The sequence below is a fragment of the Alkalithermobacter thermoalcaliphilus JW-YL-7 = DSM 7308 genome (assembly GCA_001584565.1).
Classification (GTDB): Bacteria; Bacillota; Clostridia; order Peptostreptococcales; family Peptostreptococcaceae; genus Alkalithermobacter; species Alkalithermobacter thermoalcaliphilus.
Window position 1 is genome coordinate 1,272,927 of the sequence record LSFY01000001.1, and the last position, 16,719, is coordinate 1,289,645.

Below are 16,719 nucleotides of genomic sequence, written 5' to 3' on the forward strand. Positions count from 1 at the left end.
TTATTTTTTAGTTTCACTTATCTTTTTAGATATTTTTTGTATTATATATTCATATCCATTGTCTGAATGAGGTATTAAACAATTCGTGCAATTTTTTATTCCATTTGTCATTTCAAAGTTTCCACCACATTCATTTAGGAAATATAAAGGACAAAAACAAAACAGACAATTAAAGTTATCTAAATTTTTTACCTTGTGACAAGGAAAATACTCACATTCTTTGTTTTGAAAAAATTTATAGCAGTTTTTCAAATAAATCCCCCCTTATTAAAATCTATAATTGTTACAATATATATATTATATTTTAATAAACTAGAACTACATAATTTCCTATGTGTTATAAAACTATCTAAAGTAATGTAATACCCATTCTATTGCACTCTTGCAACACTTCTTTTGGCCAAACAGAAGATTGAACTTCTCCTATATGCATTTTTCTTAGAAAAAACATACATATTCTAGATTGACCAATACCTCCTCCTACTGTAAAAGGAAGTTCCTCATTTAGTACCATTTGATGAAACGGCCATTTTAATCTTTCTGTGCATCCACATTTTTTAACTTGCTCTATTAATGAATCTTTATCTACTCTAATACCCATTGATGAAAGCTCTAATGCACAATCTAAAACAGGATAATAAAATATAATATCTCCATTTAACTTCCAATCATCATAATCTGGAGAACGACCATCATGTTTTTTTCCAGACTTTAAGATGTCTCCTATTTGCATCAAGAAAAACGCTCCATATTTTTTAGCTGCCTTATACTCTCTTTCTTTTGGTGTTAACGATGGATACATATCTTCAAGCTCTTGAGAAGTTATAAATGTAATCTTTTTTGGCAATATAGGTTTTATATGAGGATAAAGACTATATACATACAATTCTGTTTGTTTAAATACGCTATATATATCTGTAACTATCTGTTTTAAAGTTCTTACTGTTCTTTGTTCTTTTAAAATAATTTTTTCCCAATCCCATTGATCTACATATATCGAATGAATTGGATCTAACTTTTCATCTCTTCTTATAGCATTCATATCTGTATATAAACCTTCCCCAGGTCTAAAGCCGTATCTTTTTAATGCGTATCTTTTCCATTTCGCAAGCGACTGAACAATTTCAAGTTTTTCTCCATCTACATCTAATGCATCAAATGATACAGTCCTTTCAATACCATTTAAATAATCGTTAAGTCCTGTAGATTTTTCTACAAACAAAGGTGCAGATACTCTAGTTAAATTTAACTTCTGGGAAAGTGCTACTTCAAAATAATCCTTTATTCTTTTTATAGCAATTTCAGTTTCCATTAAACTTAAATATTCTTTGTATTCATCTAAAACTTTCAATTCCATAAATACCCCTCCCTTTTTTTAAAAAGAAATACAAAAAACCTTTCATCCCTATAATAATGGGACGAAAGGTTATATCTTCCGCGGTGCCACCCAAATTGGTAAAAGCCCTCTTTTCCAGTACAGAAATAATTTCGATACTGTTCTCCTTGATAACGGTAGAGATTTCCGCCCAAGTCTACTTTCTATAAAGATTTCGGTTGGGAGCTTAGGGATGTTCTTCAATACAGGCTTCGTACTGGTCTTTCACCACCACCAGCTCGCTGTAACTACCTCCTTGTATCTACTCTTCCCCTCATTGCCTTTAAATTTTTAGAAAATTATAAAATATATTTTAAGATAATATTTAAAGAATGTCAATAGTAATTTCAGAATATTTTCACTATATTTTGAAATTAACTATATCGTATATTTTTCAAAATGCTTTCCTTTATATTTGAACGCATTTACTGGACACGAATGTAAACATCTTTGACATGATATACATTTATCTTTAAATTTTATCTCATCTTCAAAGTAAATATTTTCAGTTGGGCAATCCTTTATGCACTTCATACATTTTATACAAAGCTTTGTATCTACACTTATCTTTTTTTTCGCCCATGTTTTTGAATATTTTAAGAACATAAAATATGCCATTTTCCCAAATGTATTTCTAAACTTAGTAGATGTTTTTATACTCATTTTTCCCTCAACAAAGTCATCCGCTACTTTTTTTACTATCTGTTTCGCTTGTTGTTTTAGTATATCTTTTTTCTCTTGACTATCCTTTCCAAAACCAACTAAATAATAATTATTTGGCATGGTTATATGTTCAACTGCTCTAATATCAAATCCTTTATCTTTAAGCTCATCAGCAAATACATTAGCTCCTGCTGCTGTATTTGCTGCTTGAGTTGAAAAAACTATACATTTTCTGTTATTTCCTTGTTTTATATTCTTTTTTACCCAATCCATAAATACAATTGGAAACATCTCAGCATGTATACAGCTTCCAAATACAAAGAAAGAATAATCGTCTCTAAAATCTATTGTTTTACTAACATCAATTAAAGTAATTTCATACCCTCTGTTATTTAATTCATTTTGAAACAACTTAGCAACATACTCTGTATTACCCGTTCCAGAAAAATATACAACTGCACCCCTCATGCCCTTTACACCTTCCTCGTTAAGCAAGTATTAATATTTCTGTTATATATCATTTGAAAAAAATTTAAATGTTCCTTTTTTAGTTTCCTTTACTTCATACAATGCTGCATCAGCTTTTCGTATAAGTCCCTCTATTGTAGTATCGTCTGTTGGATAAATAGCTATACCTATACTTAGACCAACTCTAACCTCATTATTATCTATATAAAATGGAAGTGATATATCCATTATTAAATTAATAGCTATATCTTTAACACTGCTTTCATCATTTATGTCATCTAGTATGATAGTAAACTCATCCCCACCTAATCTATAAACAGCATCTTCTATTTTTATATTTTCTTTGAATCTTTTTGAAACTTCTACTAAGAGTTTATCTCCCATTTCATGACCTAATGTATCATTTACTATTTTAAACCTATCAATATCTAAAAATAAAAGTGCAAATTTTGTATTATGTTTTTGAGCTCTTTTTATAGAGTTATTAAGATTTTTATAAAATAAAACCCTGTTTGGAAGAGATGTTAACGAGTCATAATATGCCATCTTTTTAAGCTTTTCCTGTGCATTTTTTATTTCAGTTATGTCTGTTAATATTATTATGAAATATACTTGTTCTTTATTTGTTAAAGATATTATAGATGTTATAAATGGTATTTTAATTTTATATTTATTTACTCCATAAACTTCTCCTTTCCAACATCCATAACTTAAAGTATCATCTAATATCTCATCTATATTTTTATTATCTTGTGAAATTATATTTAAAACATTTATATTGTTACCTAATAGTTCATGATTAGAATACCCTGTAATATTCTCTAGAGCTTTATTTATTTTAACTATATTTTTATTGTCATCTAAAACTATAATTGCTTCTAATGTCTGTGAAATTATTTTATCTGAAAGCAAAAGTTCTCTATTTTTTTCTTCTAATTCTAGAGTCCTTTCTTTTATTTTAATCTCTAAGTCTTTATTTATCTGCAAAAGTTCGTTATGTCTTAAAATTATTTCTTCTTTAAATTCATCTATACTCTTTGCTAAATCCGATATCTCATCGTCTCTATCATAAAGTTCAAAATTCTTAATGTTCTTCATTTGTTTTTTGAATATATATATGTTCTCTTTTAGTTTTTTAATAGGTCTTGCAACAAGAATATTAAATCCCATATTTAAACTAGCTATAGCAACTACACCTAATAAGGCAAAAATAAGCATTACTATCGAATAAACTCTTTTTACAAAATTTTCGACCTCTCTAGCTGATGTTAGCTTTGAAAATCCAATAGTCTCTTCTTTTATATCTTTTATAATCATATATACACCCATATAATTTTTAGATTCTTCATTTATGACAAATATATTATCCTTATAACTTATTTTGTCTAGATAAAATAAACTTGTAATGTCTTTAAATTCATTTTCTTTTAGACTATCTAAAGATATGAAGGTTAAATTATTTTCGTCAAATATTTTAAAATCAGACAATCTTTTACCAAATATAACAAAGCCATTAGCATCTCCTGATCCATCTGTCCTAAAAATTTGTTGACCTACCAATAAAAAAATTTCCTCATCAATATTAAAAAAGCCATGAAAATTTTCATTTATTTTTTCCTTTTTTATAAAATCGACTACAGAGTTTTCTTCTATATCCAACCAAATATTTTCATCGTTTTTAAACTTTGCAAACAGTATCTTTCCTTTTTTATCTATTATTGTTACTAGGGATAAATTTAAATTATTTAAACTTGTTTCATGGTAAGTATCATAGATATAATTTTCTTTTTTACCATCAACATAATCATAAGTATCATTCCACATTGCATAATCTTGTGTTAAGTCAATTAAATTTTCTGTTTCTGTTTCCAATAAATCTATATTTTTCTTCATAACTTTAACTGCAACATCCCTAGAATGCTGTTCAAATTTAGGGTTAATAATAACTATTTGTGTCAAATGTACTATAATAAAGTTAAACATAACAACAATAAAAATGCCGATCAACCCTTTAGTTCTTATACTCACCTTACCACTTCCCATTTATATTAATTATAATTTATAGTATTAGAAGCTGTATGATTTTGTGAATAAGTATTAGGAAAACAAAAAAGCAAGTATATAATTATATACTTGCCTAAATACTATATGATATTTAATTATTGTAATTTATTGGATTTTCTTTGTTTACTCTATATGAAAACGGTATAAAGATAGATATTATTGCACAAATTGCTAATAAATGTATATACCATGCTAAAGGAATTACATCAAAAGGAGACACTAATCCATTAGAAAAACTAACTAATATAAGCATTTGTGCGCCATAAGGAATTATTCCTTGAACAATACACGAGAATATATCTAATATAGATGCAGATCTTTTTGGATCAATTTCATACTTTCTACTCAATTCATTGGCTATTGAACCATTGATAATAATTGCTACCGTATTATTGGCAACAGCTGCATCTGTTAAAGATACTAAGGCTGCAATTCCTAGCTGTGCAGATTTTCTTCCTCTGATTAGTTTTTGTGTCTTTTCCATTAAGAATTGTATTCCTCCAGCCTTTGATGTAAGTTCAGCTAATCCACCAGTAAGCATAGAAAGTATAAATATGTCAGTCATACCTTTAAATCCTTCAAATATTTGTTGGCATAACGTCAAAAGAGTTAGTTCACCATAGTATAATCCTATTAATCCTGATAAAAAAATACCCATAGTTAAAACAACAAAAACATTTACTCCAATTAATGATAATATTAATACCAGTAAATACGGTAATATCTTTATAAAGTTAAAATCATAAGCTTGTATATTAGGTATTGTTTCTGGTCTTCCAAAGATAATAAGCAATATTAATGTAATTATAGCTGCAGGTAAAGCTATAATTAAATTTACTCTGAATTTATCTTTCATTTCACAACCTTGCGTTTTTGTTGCAGCAATTGTTGTATCTGAAATTACTGATAAATTATCTCCAAACATAGCTCCACCTAATAAAGAAGCTAATGTAAGCGGTAAAGACAATCCTGCTCTTTGTGCTAAACCTACTGCTATAGGCCCAACAGCAACTATTGAACCCACTGAAGTACCAGTTGCTAAAGATATAAAAGAAGATATTAAAAACAATCCTGCTATTATATAATTTGGGTGTATATATGTTAAACTTAAATTAACAGTAGAATCTACACCACCTATAACTTTAGAAACTGTAGCAAATGCACCTGCTAGTAAATATATAATACACATAGTAATTATATTAGGATTCCCACAACCATTTATGAATGTATCAAATTTTTCATTTATACTTCCTTTCAAAAGTAAGAAAGCAAAAATAATTCCTATAAATGCTGCAACAGGTGCAGGAAACTGGTAAAATGCCAGTTCAACCCCTTTTGTTTGTAAATAAACTCCACTTCCAAGGTATACTAGGATAAAGACTAGAAAAGGAATTAAAGATACACCTTTTGATAGATTTTTTTGTTCTTTCACATCTACCACCCCCATTAAAAATTTAAAATTAAAAAACCTCTTTCTAAAGAAAGAGGCACACAAACAATGGTATACCTCTTATCTTTCAACATTTTCATGTTGCTGGAATTGGCACCTTCGAAATAAATCGTGGTTGCCGGGCTTCATTGGGCCAGTCCCTCCGCCTCTCTTGATAAGAGAAATCTTTTTATTTTGTTTTAAAATTCAGAATTAAATTTCATTATAGATCTTATTATACTCACTGCTTAGTAACAAGTCAATAGAAAAAAATAATTTTTATATTAATATTTAGTCTAAGTATTACGCTAGTTTTTAAGTTATCATCCTTAAATGTTAACTTTAAATCTGTTTACAGCTTCCATTAAACTTAAAGCTATCTCACTTAAACTTTGGGCTGTTGTTGCTACCTCTTGACTTGATGCAGTAAGCTCTTCTGATGATGCTGTTACTTCTTCTGTTGCTGCAGTATTTTCTTCTGTTACAGCACTTACTTCTTCTACTCTTTCTATAACTTTATCTTTCGATCTTACGATTTTATCCATAGCGATATACGTCTTTTTCATAAGTGGTGCTATATTTTCTACTGATACAAGTATATCCTCAAACGATTTTACAGTACTTTCAACTGATGATGTTTGCTCTTTTACTGACTTTTCTACATCTTTTGAAGTATGTATTACATCTTCAGTATCTTTAGTTATAGAAAAAACTAAATTAGTTATTTTTTCAGTAGACTGTCTTGATTGTTCAGCTAATTTTCTAACCTCTTCTGCAACTACCGAAAACCCTTTTCCATGTTCTCCTGCTCTTGCTGCTTCTATAGCTGCATTAAGTGCAAGTAAGTTGGTTTGTTCTGATATTGCTGATATTATTTCTGTAATACCACTTATTTCTTTAACAGATTTAGTTAATGTTTCTACCTTTCCAATTACTAATTCAAATGAATTTTTTATACTTTGAATAGATTTAATGAGTATATCCATTTCTTGTTTTCCTATATTTGCCTTACTTTCTGTATTTTCTGTTTCAACCTTTACGCGTTCAAGTTCTGTATATACATTATCTATATTATATGTTAAATCTTCTAATGAGTTTACAATATCTTGTAAATCTTGTGCTTGATTACTAGCTCCATCTGCAACTTGCTGCATTGTTGATGCAAGTTCTTGAGATGCTGCCGACATTTGTTGAGATGTTGCCGCTAAAGATTCAGAGTTCGATGTTAACTCAGTAGATTTTTGTTTTATATTTACTACTATATTTCTAATAGACTTTACAATCTCATCTACTGATTTAGCTATTTGTCCAAGTTCATCTTTAGAATGGACATTAATACTTTGGGTAAAATCCCCATCTGCTATTTCTTTTAATCTTTTATTTAATACTACCAATGGTTTATTAATACTTTGTGAAATAAGTATTGTAATAACAATGCCTAATATCAATGCTACTATTATACTAAATATTATTATTATATTTGATGTTGTTTTAATTGCATCTGATTCATTGTTCAACATTTCTCTATTATGTTCGTAGTAATCCCCAAGTGCATTTAATATATCTTCGATTTTTTCTATATGTGTCAATGTTTCATTGTTGTATATATCTATAGCATCATCTAATTGTCCTGTTTCATTGTCTTTTGTCTGCATTATGTCTAAAATTTTAGTAGCTGAATTATGTAAAAGTATATGAGGCTCTTCTAATTCTTTTAATAGCTGCTGAATGTTGTCTGGAAGTGTTTTAAATTCTTCAGAATTAATATAATCATAATACCAATGCCCTAACTTACACTTAGTATGATCTAATTGCCCATTAAAAGAATTTTTAAGTACGAAATAATTAGCAAGTTCTTTTATCCACGAGTTATGACCTGCTTTTACTTCTTCAAAGAATAGTCTTTGTTATGTTGCTTTTTGTGCTTTGGACTTTGTATCCGAGACATTTTTCATGGAATTTATCGATATAAGACCACTTACAAGCATAATAACCAAGACTACAGCAAATCCAGACAATATTTTATTACGTATAGTTAGCTGCATTTTATCATCCTCCCTTTGCAATAGTTAGTGTCACAATTCAGATTTACCCTTAAAAGAATACTTAAAACAAAAAAATGAAAAATTTAGGCGATAACATCTATTATAAATCTAAAAAATATAAAAATCCATCGTTTTTGTATAAAATCTAAGTTTCAATTGAAAATATAGACGCAATAATTAAGTTTGGGATTAGTTGCATTTAAGATATATAATATAGGCTCAGGATTTGCAAATAATAATGAAAAAGAATTTGTCAGTCCTCATTGGGTAAAAGGATACAAAAGAAAAGATGGAACATTTGTCAATGGATATTGGAGAGAAAGAAAAAACAAAAGAAATGCTGGAAGCTAAAAATAGTTTCTATGAGAAATTTATAAACATATAAAAAAGACTGCAAACTTGCAGTCTTTTTTATTGGTATATTGGTGGAGGCGAGGGGAGTCGAACCCCTGTCCGAAAGTTCTTTCCCTGAAGCTTCTACGAGCGTATCTATTGTTTTAGAATCTCGCCTCACATAACGCCCAATAGAAGGCTTTAAGATCGGCCAGTCTCAATTAGTCCATCTTTAGTCGAGACTCCCTAAAGATAGTTCCCCACCGAGTCGACGCCCTAGTCTAGCTTGTGGGCAGCTAGGTAGGACGAGCAGCTGTTATTAAGCTGCTAAAGCGTAATTATCGTTTGCGTTTATATTTAATCCCCAGTTTTTTACGTGGACCAGAGAAACACGGCTCGCTACTTCAGGTTCCAAACCCCCGTCGAAACCTTTACGCCCCCATGTTATTAATATTTACCTGTTAATTCTCTTTGAATACGTCTTTGTGCATCTCTTTTAGCAATTGTTTCTCTCTTATCATATAGTTTCTTACCTTTTGCAAGTGCTATAGAAACCTTTACTTTTCCTCTTTTCAGATACATGCTAAGAGGAATTAGTGAATAACCTTTTTCTTTTACTGCTCCTATTAACTTTCTTATTTCATGCTTGTGAAGTAAAAGCTTTCTAGTTCTAAGAGGATCTACATTGAATATGTTCCCTTGCTCATAAGGGCTTACATGAACTTGTTTTAGGAATACTTCTCCATTATCTATAGATGCAAAGCCTTCTCCTAGATTAACTTTACCTGCTCTTATAGATTTTACTTCTGTTCCTTTAAGCTCTATACCTGCTTCATATGTTTCTTCTATGAAAAAGTTATGTTTAGCTTTTCTGTTTTGTGCTAAAATTTTTACTCCATCACTCATAGATCAACCCTCTACTTTCAAAGCTTTACTGTACCATATATCCTATCACAATAAATTTAAACTGTCAAGACTAGGGGGGCCTAGTCTTGAACTATTGAAAATTCAATTTCTTTAAACTCTACATTAACTTTAGAAACTTTTACCTTAACTATATCTCCTATAGTATATGTCTTTTTAGTATTTTCTCCTCTTAATACATAATTGTCTGCATCAAATATATAGTAATCATCATCTAACGAAGATAATCTTATCAAACCTTCTATAGTGTTGTCTAGCTCTATAAATATTCCAAAAGAGGTAACACTTGATACTACTCCTTCAAATTCTTCTCCAATTTTACCTGCCATATATTCTGCTTTTTTAAGATCCTCAACATCTCTTTCTGCATCTTCTGCAGCTCTTTCTCTTAAAGATGATTGCTCAGATGAATATGCAACTATACCTTTTAAAGATTGAATTCTTGAATCTGATAATTTTTTATTCAAAAATTCCTTAATTATTCTGTGTATTTGAAGGTCTGGATATCTTCTTATTGGAGATGTAAAGTGAGAATAATATTTTGCAGCAAGACCAAAGTGTCCTATGCATTCTGGAGAATATCTTGCCTGTTTTAAAGATCTTAACATTATGGTGCTTATAGCCCTTTCTTCTTTCTTTCCTTTTACTTCTTCAAGTAAAATTTGTAAAGATTTAGGCTGTATGTTTTCAAGATCCCCCTTTATAAAATATCCAAATGCTGATATAAATTTGTTGAAATTTTCCATTTTTTCTATGTGTGGTGTTTCGTGAACTCTATATACAAAAGGTATAGACAGCCAATAAAAATGTTCTGCTATTGTTTCATTGCTTATAAGCATGAATTCTTCTATTATTTTATTTGCTATTCTTCTTTCATATTTTACTACATCTTCAACATTTCCATTTTTATCTAGTATTATCTTAGCTTCTGGAAAATCAAAATCTACAGCCCCTCTTTTATATCTTCTCTCCATAAGTATTTTAGCTAGTTTTTCCATATTCTTAAAGTGAGGGACTAATTCTTTATACTTTTCTATTAACTCTTTGTCTTCTTTTTCTAATATATCAGATACATCTGTGTAGACCATCCTAGCCTTTGAATTTATAACAGTTTCAGCTATATCATAATCTACTACATTACCACTTTTATCTATTTCCATAAATATAGATAATGTCAGCCTATCTACATTAGGATTTAAACTACACACTCCATTTGAAAGCTTCTTAGGAAGCATTGGAATAACTCTATCAACTAAATATACAGATGTTCCTCTTTTTAAAGCTTCTTTATCAAGCTTAGAGTTTTCTTTTACATAATGAGTTACATCTGCTATATGAACTCCTAATTTATAGTTACCATTTTCTAGAATATCTATAGATACAGCATCATCTAGGTCTTTTGCATCTGCTCCATCTATTGTGAATATAACTTTATCTCTTAGATCTAATCTTCTTTTTATTTCTTCATTTGGTATATTTTCATCTATTCTATCAACTTCTGCTAATACTTTAATTGGAAATTCTTCAGGAAGGTCGTGCTGTCTTATTATCGATAGAATATCTACACCCTTTTCATCTTTCTTTCCTAGGATTTCTATAATCTTTCCCTCAGGATTTCTTCCTTTTTTAGGCCACTGAGTTATTTCACAAACAACTTTATATCCATCTTGTGCATTCATACTTAAATCTTTTGGTATATATATATCCATTCCAAATCTTTTGTTGTCTGGAACTACGAATCCAAAGTTTTTGCTTTTTTCAAATGTTCCAACTACAGTCTTTGTAGCTCTTTCTATTATTCTTATTATTTCTCCTTCAGCTCTTTTTCCTTCTTCAGGGATTTGGATTATTCTAGCTATTACTTTATCATTGTGAAGAGCACCATTCATACAATTTGCTGGAATAAATAAATCTTCAATACCTTCTTCAGTAGAAATTACAAATCCATAGCCTCTTTGATGTGTTAAAAGCCTTCCTACAAATAAGTTCATTTTGCTCGGAAGTCCATATTTATTCTTCTTTGTTTTGTAAATATATCCATCTTGTTCCATTTCATCTAGCATATTAAAAAACATTGCTCTTTCTGAAGGGTGTATATCGAATATATCTGCTAATTCTTGTGCACTTAAAGGATTGTAAGCTTTTTCCTTCATAAATTCAAGTAGTGAATTTTTTAATTGTAAATCCATTTTTCTTCCTCCTAATAAGAGTATTTATTTGAAAATATATCTAATATAGATATTTTATCCATTTTTAAGAAAACTTATATTATCTCTGATATACTTTAATATTCCCTGCTCCCATTACTATTTCTAAATTTACTTTTTTATCAAATTCTTTGTAATTTGGAGATAAGTAATAATTATCTATTTTTTCCCAATCGCTATTTGGAAAATTGATATCTTTAATAAGTCCCTTTGTATCTATCTTTACACCTAAGTTATCTGGTATAATTATCTCTACATTTCCGGCCCCCATTTTTACATTAATATCGCTTATATCATTTTTATCTCCTAATATTATTTTTAGATTTCCTGCTCCTGAATCTATATTAAGTCTTTTTATTTTTAAATTGCTAATATCTACTGTAGAATTTACTACACCTATTTTTGCATCTATATTCCATAAAATATCTTTATTAAGATAAAAATCATAATCTTTTTGCTGTATTTTATTATAAATATCTAGTTCTTCTTTTTCAAAAAAGGATACAAATGCTTTTTTATCACTAAAATCTACATTATATTCTAATCTTTGCTTTGGCGCATACACCTTTATAAGATCATCTTCTGTGGATTTTATATTTAAATCAGACGCTTTAAGTTTTAAGTCTAAATTTGCAGTTTCTGTATCTATTTGCTTACCTAAAACTATATTTTCATTTCCTACTAAATTCATTTGTAAATATTTTTGTTCTTGTATATACCCATAAACTAGTAAAATTAAAAAAATAAAATTAAACTTACAATAATTATTATTTTATTTTTATTAAAAATTATATTTATTCCTATTAGTATCAGTATAAGTGGCCAAAGATCAAAAAAAGCAGGTAATATAGACCATGTAATTACATTCATATTTTTCAAAACTAAAAATACACCTAAAATAATAAAAAATATACCTGAAGATAAATTGTTTTTATTCACATCAATTATCTCCTTCCTTTTTTAATATAAGAAATGCTCCTACAAGTATCATTATAAACGGAACTAAATTTTTAAAATCTATCCAAACTACATATCTTTTCAACAAAAACCCCATACCTAAAAGAATTAATACTCCTCCAATTAATACCCTGTTTTTATCATTTTGACCATCATATTCCTTTTTATACTCTTTTTCTTGTATAAATACACTAGAATCTTTTCTTTCAGGCATTATGATAAGACATATAATATATGCTCCTACCCCTACTCCCATGCTAGAAATTAAAACCCAAAAAAGTCTAACTAATGTAGGATCTATTTCAAAGTATTCTGCTATACCACCACATACTCCACCTATAATTTTGTTTTGATTTGATTTATATATCTGTTTTTGCATATATATCGCCCCTTTCTATATTAACTATATGTTACTTTTCCAATATATTCTACTTATATTAATACTATTATACTACATTTCTTAAAATAAAAAAGCTTCTCAGTTTTAAACAACCGAGAAGCTTTATTTTTTATTCAAAGAATCTTAGTAATATTCCACCATATTGAACAAATAATGGAGCAAATACTAATGCAACTATAGTCATAAGCTTAATTAATATGTTTATAGATGGACCTGAAGTATCTTTGAATGGATCCCCTACAGTATCTCCAACAACTGCAGCTTTGTGAGGATCGCTACCTTTTCCTCCATGATGTCCTTCTTCTATATATTTCTTAGCATTATCCCATGCTCCACCAGCATTAGCCATCATTATAGCCATAAGAACTCCAGATACTAATGATCCAGCAAGTAATCCTCCTAATGCTTCAGTTCCAAGTAATAATCCTGTAGCTAACGGAGATAATACTGCTAAAAGTCCTGGAACTGTCATTTCTTTTAGTGCCGCTCCTGTTGATATATCAACGCATTTAGCGTAGTCAGGTTTTCCTTTACCTTCCATTATTCCTGGTATTTCTCTAAACTGTCTTCTAACTTCTTCTATCATTTGGAAAGCAGCTTTACCAACAGCTTCCATAGTTATAGCTGAGAATAAGAATGGAAGCATTCCTCCTATTAACATACCAGCTATAACAGCAGGGCTTGTTAAATTTATTGAAGATAAATTAGCTGCTGCAGTATAAGATGCAAATAATGCAAGAGCTGTTAAAGCAGCTGATCCTATTGCAAATCCTTTACCTATTGCAGCTGTAGTATTACCAACAGCATCTAGTTTGTCAGTAACTTTTCTAACTTCTTTTGGAAGTTCACACATTTCTGCTATACCACCAGCATTATCTGCTATTGGTCCGTAAGCATCAACCGCAACTGTCATACCTGCAGTAGCAAGCATTCCAACTGCTGCTATTGCTATACCATAAAGTCCTGCAACTCCATAAGCTAGTAATATACCTACTGCTAAAACTATTATTGGCCATGCAGTAGAAATCATACCTACAGCAAGTCCTGATATAATTGTTGTAGCTGGTCCAGTTTCTGATTGATCAGCTATTTTTTTAACGTGAGAATAATCTCCTGATGTATATACTTCTGTTAATTGACCTATTATCATACCTACTGCAAGTCCTATAACTATTGCTAAGAAACCTTGAAGATTTCCTAATAATTGTCTTGATAAAACAAATGCAACAACAACTGTTAATGCTCCTGATACATAAGTTCCCATTTTTAAAGCTTTGTGAGGATCTGAATTTTCATCACCTTTAACAAAGAATGTACCTATTATAGAAGCAACTATTCCTACAGCTGCTAAAGCTAGAGGGAAAGCAGCTCCATTTACTCCATAAGCTATTAATCCTAAAGTAACTGCTGATATTATAGATCCTACATATGATTCAAAAAGGTCTGCACCCATACCAGCAACATCTCCAACGTTGTCTCCAACGTTATCAGCTATAACAGCAGGGTTTCTTGGGTCATCTTCTGGTATACCTGCTTCAACCTTACCAACAAGGTCTGCTCCAACGTCTGCTGCTTTTGTATATATACCTCCACCAACACGTCCAAATAGTGCTAGTGATGAAGCTCCAAGTCCAAAACCTGTTAATATGTTAGCTGCTTGATTTGGATCATATGCCATAAAGTTAGTAAGAATAAAGTATAATAACCCTACTCCTAATAATCCAAGACCAACAACTGACATACCCATTACTGCTCCACCAGAGAAAGCAACGTCTAAAGCCTTATTCATTCCACCTTCTTTAGCAGCATTTGCAGTTCTAACGTTTGCTTTTGTAGCAACTTTCATTCCAAAGAAACCTGCAAGTGTTGAGAATAAAGCTCCTGCTAAGAAACAAATTGCTGTCATTACATTAATTCCAACTGTTAAGACAACAAATAAAATGGCAATGAATGGTACAAGAGTTTTATACTCTCTAGTTAAAAATGCCATAGCACCTTCGTGTATGTAAGAAGATATTTCTTTCATTCTGTCGTTGCCAATGTCAACTTTATTTATTTTGCTTGTTAACATATAAGCAAATAATAAAGCAACAATACCAACTACAGGTGCTAAAATTGTGTAGTTCATACCGTTTCCTCCTTTACATTATTTTATTTTTATAATAATCCCACTTGGGGATAGTTCACTATTGTATAGCCAAAAGTGATACTGCTATTAATATAAATAAAGTCGCACAGATACCTGTAACTTTTGCAAGAATATTGTCTGTACTTTTTAACCTAGTAGAAGACATTTGGTTTGATCCTCCTCCAAATGCTTCTGCCATTCCAGAACCCTTTCCTGATTGAAGTAAAACGCTCACTATTAAAACTATACTTACTACTAACTGTAAAACCATCAAGAATGTTTTCACTTTTCTTCCCCCCTTTACTCAAAATCAACATACCTATTTTAACATATCAAAACACATAAATCAACAGAAAAACAAGGCAAAACAAAGCATTTTACACTGCTTTATTCTGCCCTTATCTTTAATAATGTATTCTAACTATTTTTTAATGTTGTAGAATGCTTCCATTCCTGGATATTGAGCTACTTCTCCTATTATTTCTTCAATTCTTAGTAATTGGTTGTACTTAGCAACTCTATCTGTTCTAGATGGAGCACCAGTTTTGATTTGTCCTGCATTAACTGCAACTGCTAAGTCAGCTATTGTAGCATCTTCTGTTTCTCCAGATCTGTGAGAAATAACAGCTGTATATCCAGCTCTTTTTGCCATTTCTATAGCATCTAAAGTTTCAGTTATTGTACCTATTTGGTTAAGTTTTATTAATATAGCATTAGCAGTTTTATTTTCTATACCTTTTCTTAATCTTTCAGTATTTGTAACGAATAAGTCGTCTCCTACTAACTGAACTTTATTTCCTAATTTCTCAGTAAGTAATTTCCATCCTTCCCAATCTTCTTCATCTAATCCGTCTTCTATAGATATAACTGGGAATTTTGATACTAATTCAGCATAGAAATCTACCATTTCAGCTGAAGTTAATTCTCTTCCTTCTCCTGCTAAAACATAAACTTTTTTCTCTTTGTCGTATAACTCTGTAGCAGCAACGTCAAGTGCAAGTTTAACATCTTTTCCTGGCTCATATCCTGCTTTTTTGATAGCTTCTACTATAACTTCTAGCGCTTCTGTGTTTGAACCTAAGTTTGGAGCAAATCCTCCCTCATCACCTACAGCTGTATTTAATCCTTTTCCTTTTAAAACTGTTTTTAAATTGTGGAATATTTCTGCTCCCATTCTTAAAGCTTGTGCAAATGACTCTGCTCCAACAGGCATTATCATAAACTCTTGGATATCTACGTTGTTATCAGCATGAGCTCCACCATTTAATATGTTCATCATTGGTACTGGAAGTTGTTTTGCATTAACTCCACCAATATATTGGAAAAGTGGCATTCCTAAAGCTTCAGCAGCAGCCTTAGCAACAGCCATAGAAACTCCTAGTATTGCATTTGCTCCTAATTTTCCTTTGTTTTTAGTTCCATCAAGCTCTATTAATAGTTTGTCTATTCCTACTTGGTCTAAAGCATCCATTCCAACAAGTTCTGGAGCTATTATATCATTTACGTTTTTAACAGCGTTTTGAACTCCTTTTCCTAAATATCTATCTTTTTCTCCATCTCTTAATTCAACTGCTTCAAAAGCTCCTGTAGATGCTCCTGATGGAACAGCAGCTCTTCCCATTACTCCGTCTTCTAGTATAACTTCTACCTCAACAGTTGGGTTACCTCTTGAATCTAATATTTCTCTAGCGAATACGTCTTGAATTATTGTCATATTTATTCTCCT

15 protein-coding genes, 1 other RNA gene, 1 pseudogene, 1 riboswitch and 1 other annotated feature are annotated in these 16,719 nt (G+C 30.3%); of the genes and pseudogenes, 1 reads left to right on the forward strand and 16 read right to left on the reverse strand.

The genetic code is table 11. The features are described 5' to 3' along the window. The 7 genes and pseudogenes from JWYL7_RS06690 to JWYL7_RS10930 all read right to left on the reverse strand — a co-directional run. Positions 1 to 252: a cysteine-rich small domain-containing protein gene (locus JWYL7_RS06690; protein ID WP_066070769.1), complete on the reverse strand. Its 252-nt coding sequence runs from the start codon at positions 250 to 252 to the stop codon at positions 1 to 3. Between the two features lie 97 nt (positions 253 to 349). Then, complete coding sequence (gene asnA, locus JWYL7_RS06695) at positions 350 to 1,357, reverse strand: aspartate--ammonia ligase (protein WP_066070772.1); 1,008 nt, start codon at positions 1,355 to 1,357, stop codon at positions 350 to 352. 54 nt (positions 1,358 to 1,411) lie between these two features. Beyond that, positions 1,412 to 1,662, reverse strand: a binding site (T-box leader). A 91-nt stretch (positions 1,663 to 1,753) separates the two neighbouring features. After that, on the reverse strand, positions 1,754 to 2,506 hold the full coding sequence (locus tag JWYL7_RS06700; RefSeq protein ID WP_066070775.1) for an EFR1 family ferrodoxin: 753 nt from the start codon (positions 2,504 to 2,506) through the stop codon (positions 1,754 to 1,756). Positions 2,507 to 2,548: 42 nt separating this feature from the next. Then, positions 2,549 to 4,489 (reverse strand): diguanylate cyclase domain-containing protein, encoded by a 1,941-nt coding sequence (locus JWYL7_RS06705; protein ID WP_161937489.1) that lies wholly within the window; start codon positions 4,487 to 4,489, stop codon positions 2,549 to 2,551. Positions 4,490 to 4,661: 172 nt separating this feature from the next. Continuing rightward, the gene (locus JWYL7_RS06710; RefSeq protein ID WP_331721833.1) at positions 4,662 to 6,002 is read right to left on the reverse strand and encodes a Na+/H+ antiporter NhaC family protein; all 1,341 of its coding nucleotides are present in this window, start codon (positions 6,000 to 6,002) and stop codon (positions 4,662 to 4,664) included. A gap of 75 nt (positions 6,003 to 6,077) precedes the next feature. Continuing rightward, positions 6,078 to 6,181: riboswitch (SAM riboswitch) on the reverse strand. A gap of 147 nt (positions 6,182 to 6,328) precedes the next feature. After that, positions 6,329 to 7,654 carry a methyl-accepting chemotaxis protein gene (locus JWYL7_RS06715; protein WP_066070783.1) on the reverse strand — a complete coding sequence of 442 codons (1,326 nt, stop codon included), beginning with the start codon at positions 7,652 to 7,654 and terminating at the stop codon, positions 6,329 to 6,331. A gap of 18 nt (positions 7,655 to 7,672) precedes the next feature. After that, a pseudogene (locus tag JWYL7_RS10930) lies at positions 7,673 to 7,861 on the reverse strand (CZB domain-containing protein); the annotation flags it as partial. A 366-nt stretch (positions 7,862 to 8,227) separates the two neighbouring features. Between JWYL7_RS10930 and JWYL7_RS10575 the strand changes: the two are divergent. Next, positions 8,228 to 8,395 (forward strand): hypothetical protein, encoded by a 168-nt coding sequence (locus JWYL7_RS10575; RefSeq protein WP_161937490.1) that lies wholly within the window; start codon positions 8,228 to 8,230, stop codon positions 8,393 to 8,395. A 72-nt stretch (positions 8,396 to 8,467) separates the two neighbouring features. Here the strand turns inward: JWYL7_RS10575 and ssrA are convergent. The 9 genes from ssrA to eno all read right to left on the reverse strand — a co-directional run bounded on the left by ssrA (position 8,468) and on the right by eno (position 16,707). Next, positions 8,468 to 8,818: a transfer-messenger RNA gene (ssrA, locus tag JWYL7_RS06720) on the reverse strand. A gap of 6 nt (positions 8,819 to 8,824) precedes the next feature. Continuing rightward, the gene (gene smpB, locus JWYL7_RS06725) at positions 8,825 to 9,283 is read right to left on the reverse strand and encodes an SsrA-binding protein SmpB (protein ID WP_066070785.1); all 459 of its coding nucleotides are present in this window, start codon (positions 9,281 to 9,283) and stop codon (positions 8,825 to 8,827) included. A gap of 80 nt (positions 9,284 to 9,363) precedes the next feature. Next, on the reverse strand, positions 9,364 to 11,490 hold the full coding sequence (gene rnr, locus JWYL7_RS06730) for a ribonuclease R (RefSeq protein WP_066070788.1): 2,127 nt from the start codon (positions 11,488 to 11,490) through the stop codon (positions 9,364 to 9,366). A gap of 79 nt (positions 11,491 to 11,569) precedes the next feature. Continuing rightward, positions 11,570 to 12,199 carry a toast rack family protein gene (locus JWYL7_RS06735; protein WP_066070791.1) on the reverse strand — a complete coding sequence of 210 codons (630 nt, stop codon included), beginning with the start codon at positions 12,197 to 12,199 and terminating at the stop codon, positions 11,570 to 11,572. 44 nt (positions 12,200 to 12,243) lie between these two features. Continuing rightward, entirely contained in the window at positions 12,244 to 12,447 is a 204-nt protein-coding gene (locus JWYL7_RS06740) for a LiaI-LiaF-like domain-containing protein (protein WP_066070794.1), read from the reverse strand. 1 nt (position 12,448) lies between these two features. Beyond that, positions 12,449 to 12,844, reverse strand: coding sequence for a PspC domain-containing protein (locus JWYL7_RS06745; protein WP_066070798.1), 396 nt, complete (start codon positions 12,842 to 12,844; stop codon positions 12,449 to 12,451). 130 nt (positions 12,845 to 12,974) lie between these two features. After that, on the reverse strand, positions 12,975 to 14,993 hold the full coding sequence (locus tag JWYL7_RS06750) for a sodium-translocating pyrophosphatase (RefSeq protein WP_066070801.1): 2,019 nt from the start codon (positions 14,991 to 14,993) through the stop codon (positions 12,975 to 12,977). Positions 14,994 to 15,051: 58 nt separating this feature from the next. Then, positions 15,052 to 15,279, reverse strand: coding sequence for a preprotein translocase subunit SecG (gene secG / locus JWYL7_RS06755; protein ID WP_066070804.1), 228 nt, complete (start codon positions 15,277 to 15,279; stop codon positions 15,052 to 15,054). Between the two features lie 135 nt (positions 15,280 to 15,414). Then, entirely contained in the window at positions 15,415 to 16,707 is a 1,293-nt protein-coding gene (gene eno, locus JWYL7_RS06760; RefSeq protein WP_066070806.1) for a phosphopyruvate hydratase, read from the reverse strand. Positions 16,708 to 16,719: the final 12 nt, after the last annotated feature.

What these genes read in the sequence shown, in the direction of transcription:
- JWYL7_RS06705 (WP_161937489.1), bottom strand. Translation starts at nt 4,489, where the DNA reads ATGTTTAACTTTATTATAGTACATTTGACACAAATAGTTATTATTAAC.
- rnr (WP_066070788.1), bottom strand. Translation starts at nt 11,490, where the DNA reads ATGGATTTACAATTAAAAAATTCACTACTTGAATTTATGAAGGAAAAA.
- JWYL7_RS06715 (WP_066070783.1), bottom strand. Translation starts at nt 7,654, where the DNA reads ATGCAGACAAAAGACAATGAAACAGGACAATTAGATGATGCTATAGAT.
- smpB (WP_066070785.1), bottom strand. Translation starts at nt 9,283, where the DNA reads ATGAGTGATGGAGTAAAAATTTTAGCACAAAACAGAAAAGCTAAACAT.
- JWYL7_RS06750 (WP_066070801.1), bottom strand. Translation starts at nt 14,993, where the DNA reads ATGAACTACACAATTTTAGCACCTGTAGTTGGTATTGTTGCTTTATTA.
- JWYL7_RS06745 (WP_066070798.1), bottom strand. Translation starts at nt 12,844, where the DNA reads ATGCAAAAACAGATATATAAATCAAATCAAAACAAAATTATAGGTGGA.
- JWYL7_RS06700 (WP_066070775.1), bottom strand. Translation starts at nt 2,506, where the DNA reads ATGAGGGGTGCAGTTGTATATTTTTCTGGAACGGGTAATACAGAGTAT.
- eno (WP_066070806.1), bottom strand. Translation starts at nt 16,707, where the DNA reads ATGACAATAATTCAAGACGTATTCGCTAGAGAAATATTAGATTCAAGA.
- JWYL7_RS06735 (WP_066070791.1), bottom strand. Translation starts at nt 12,199, where the DNA reads ATGAATTTAGTAGGAAATGAAAATATAGTTTTAGGTAAGCAAATAGAT.
- asnA (WP_066070772.1), bottom strand. Translation starts at nt 1,357, where the DNA reads ATGGAATTGAAAGTTTTAGATGAATACAAAGAATATTTAAGTTTAATG.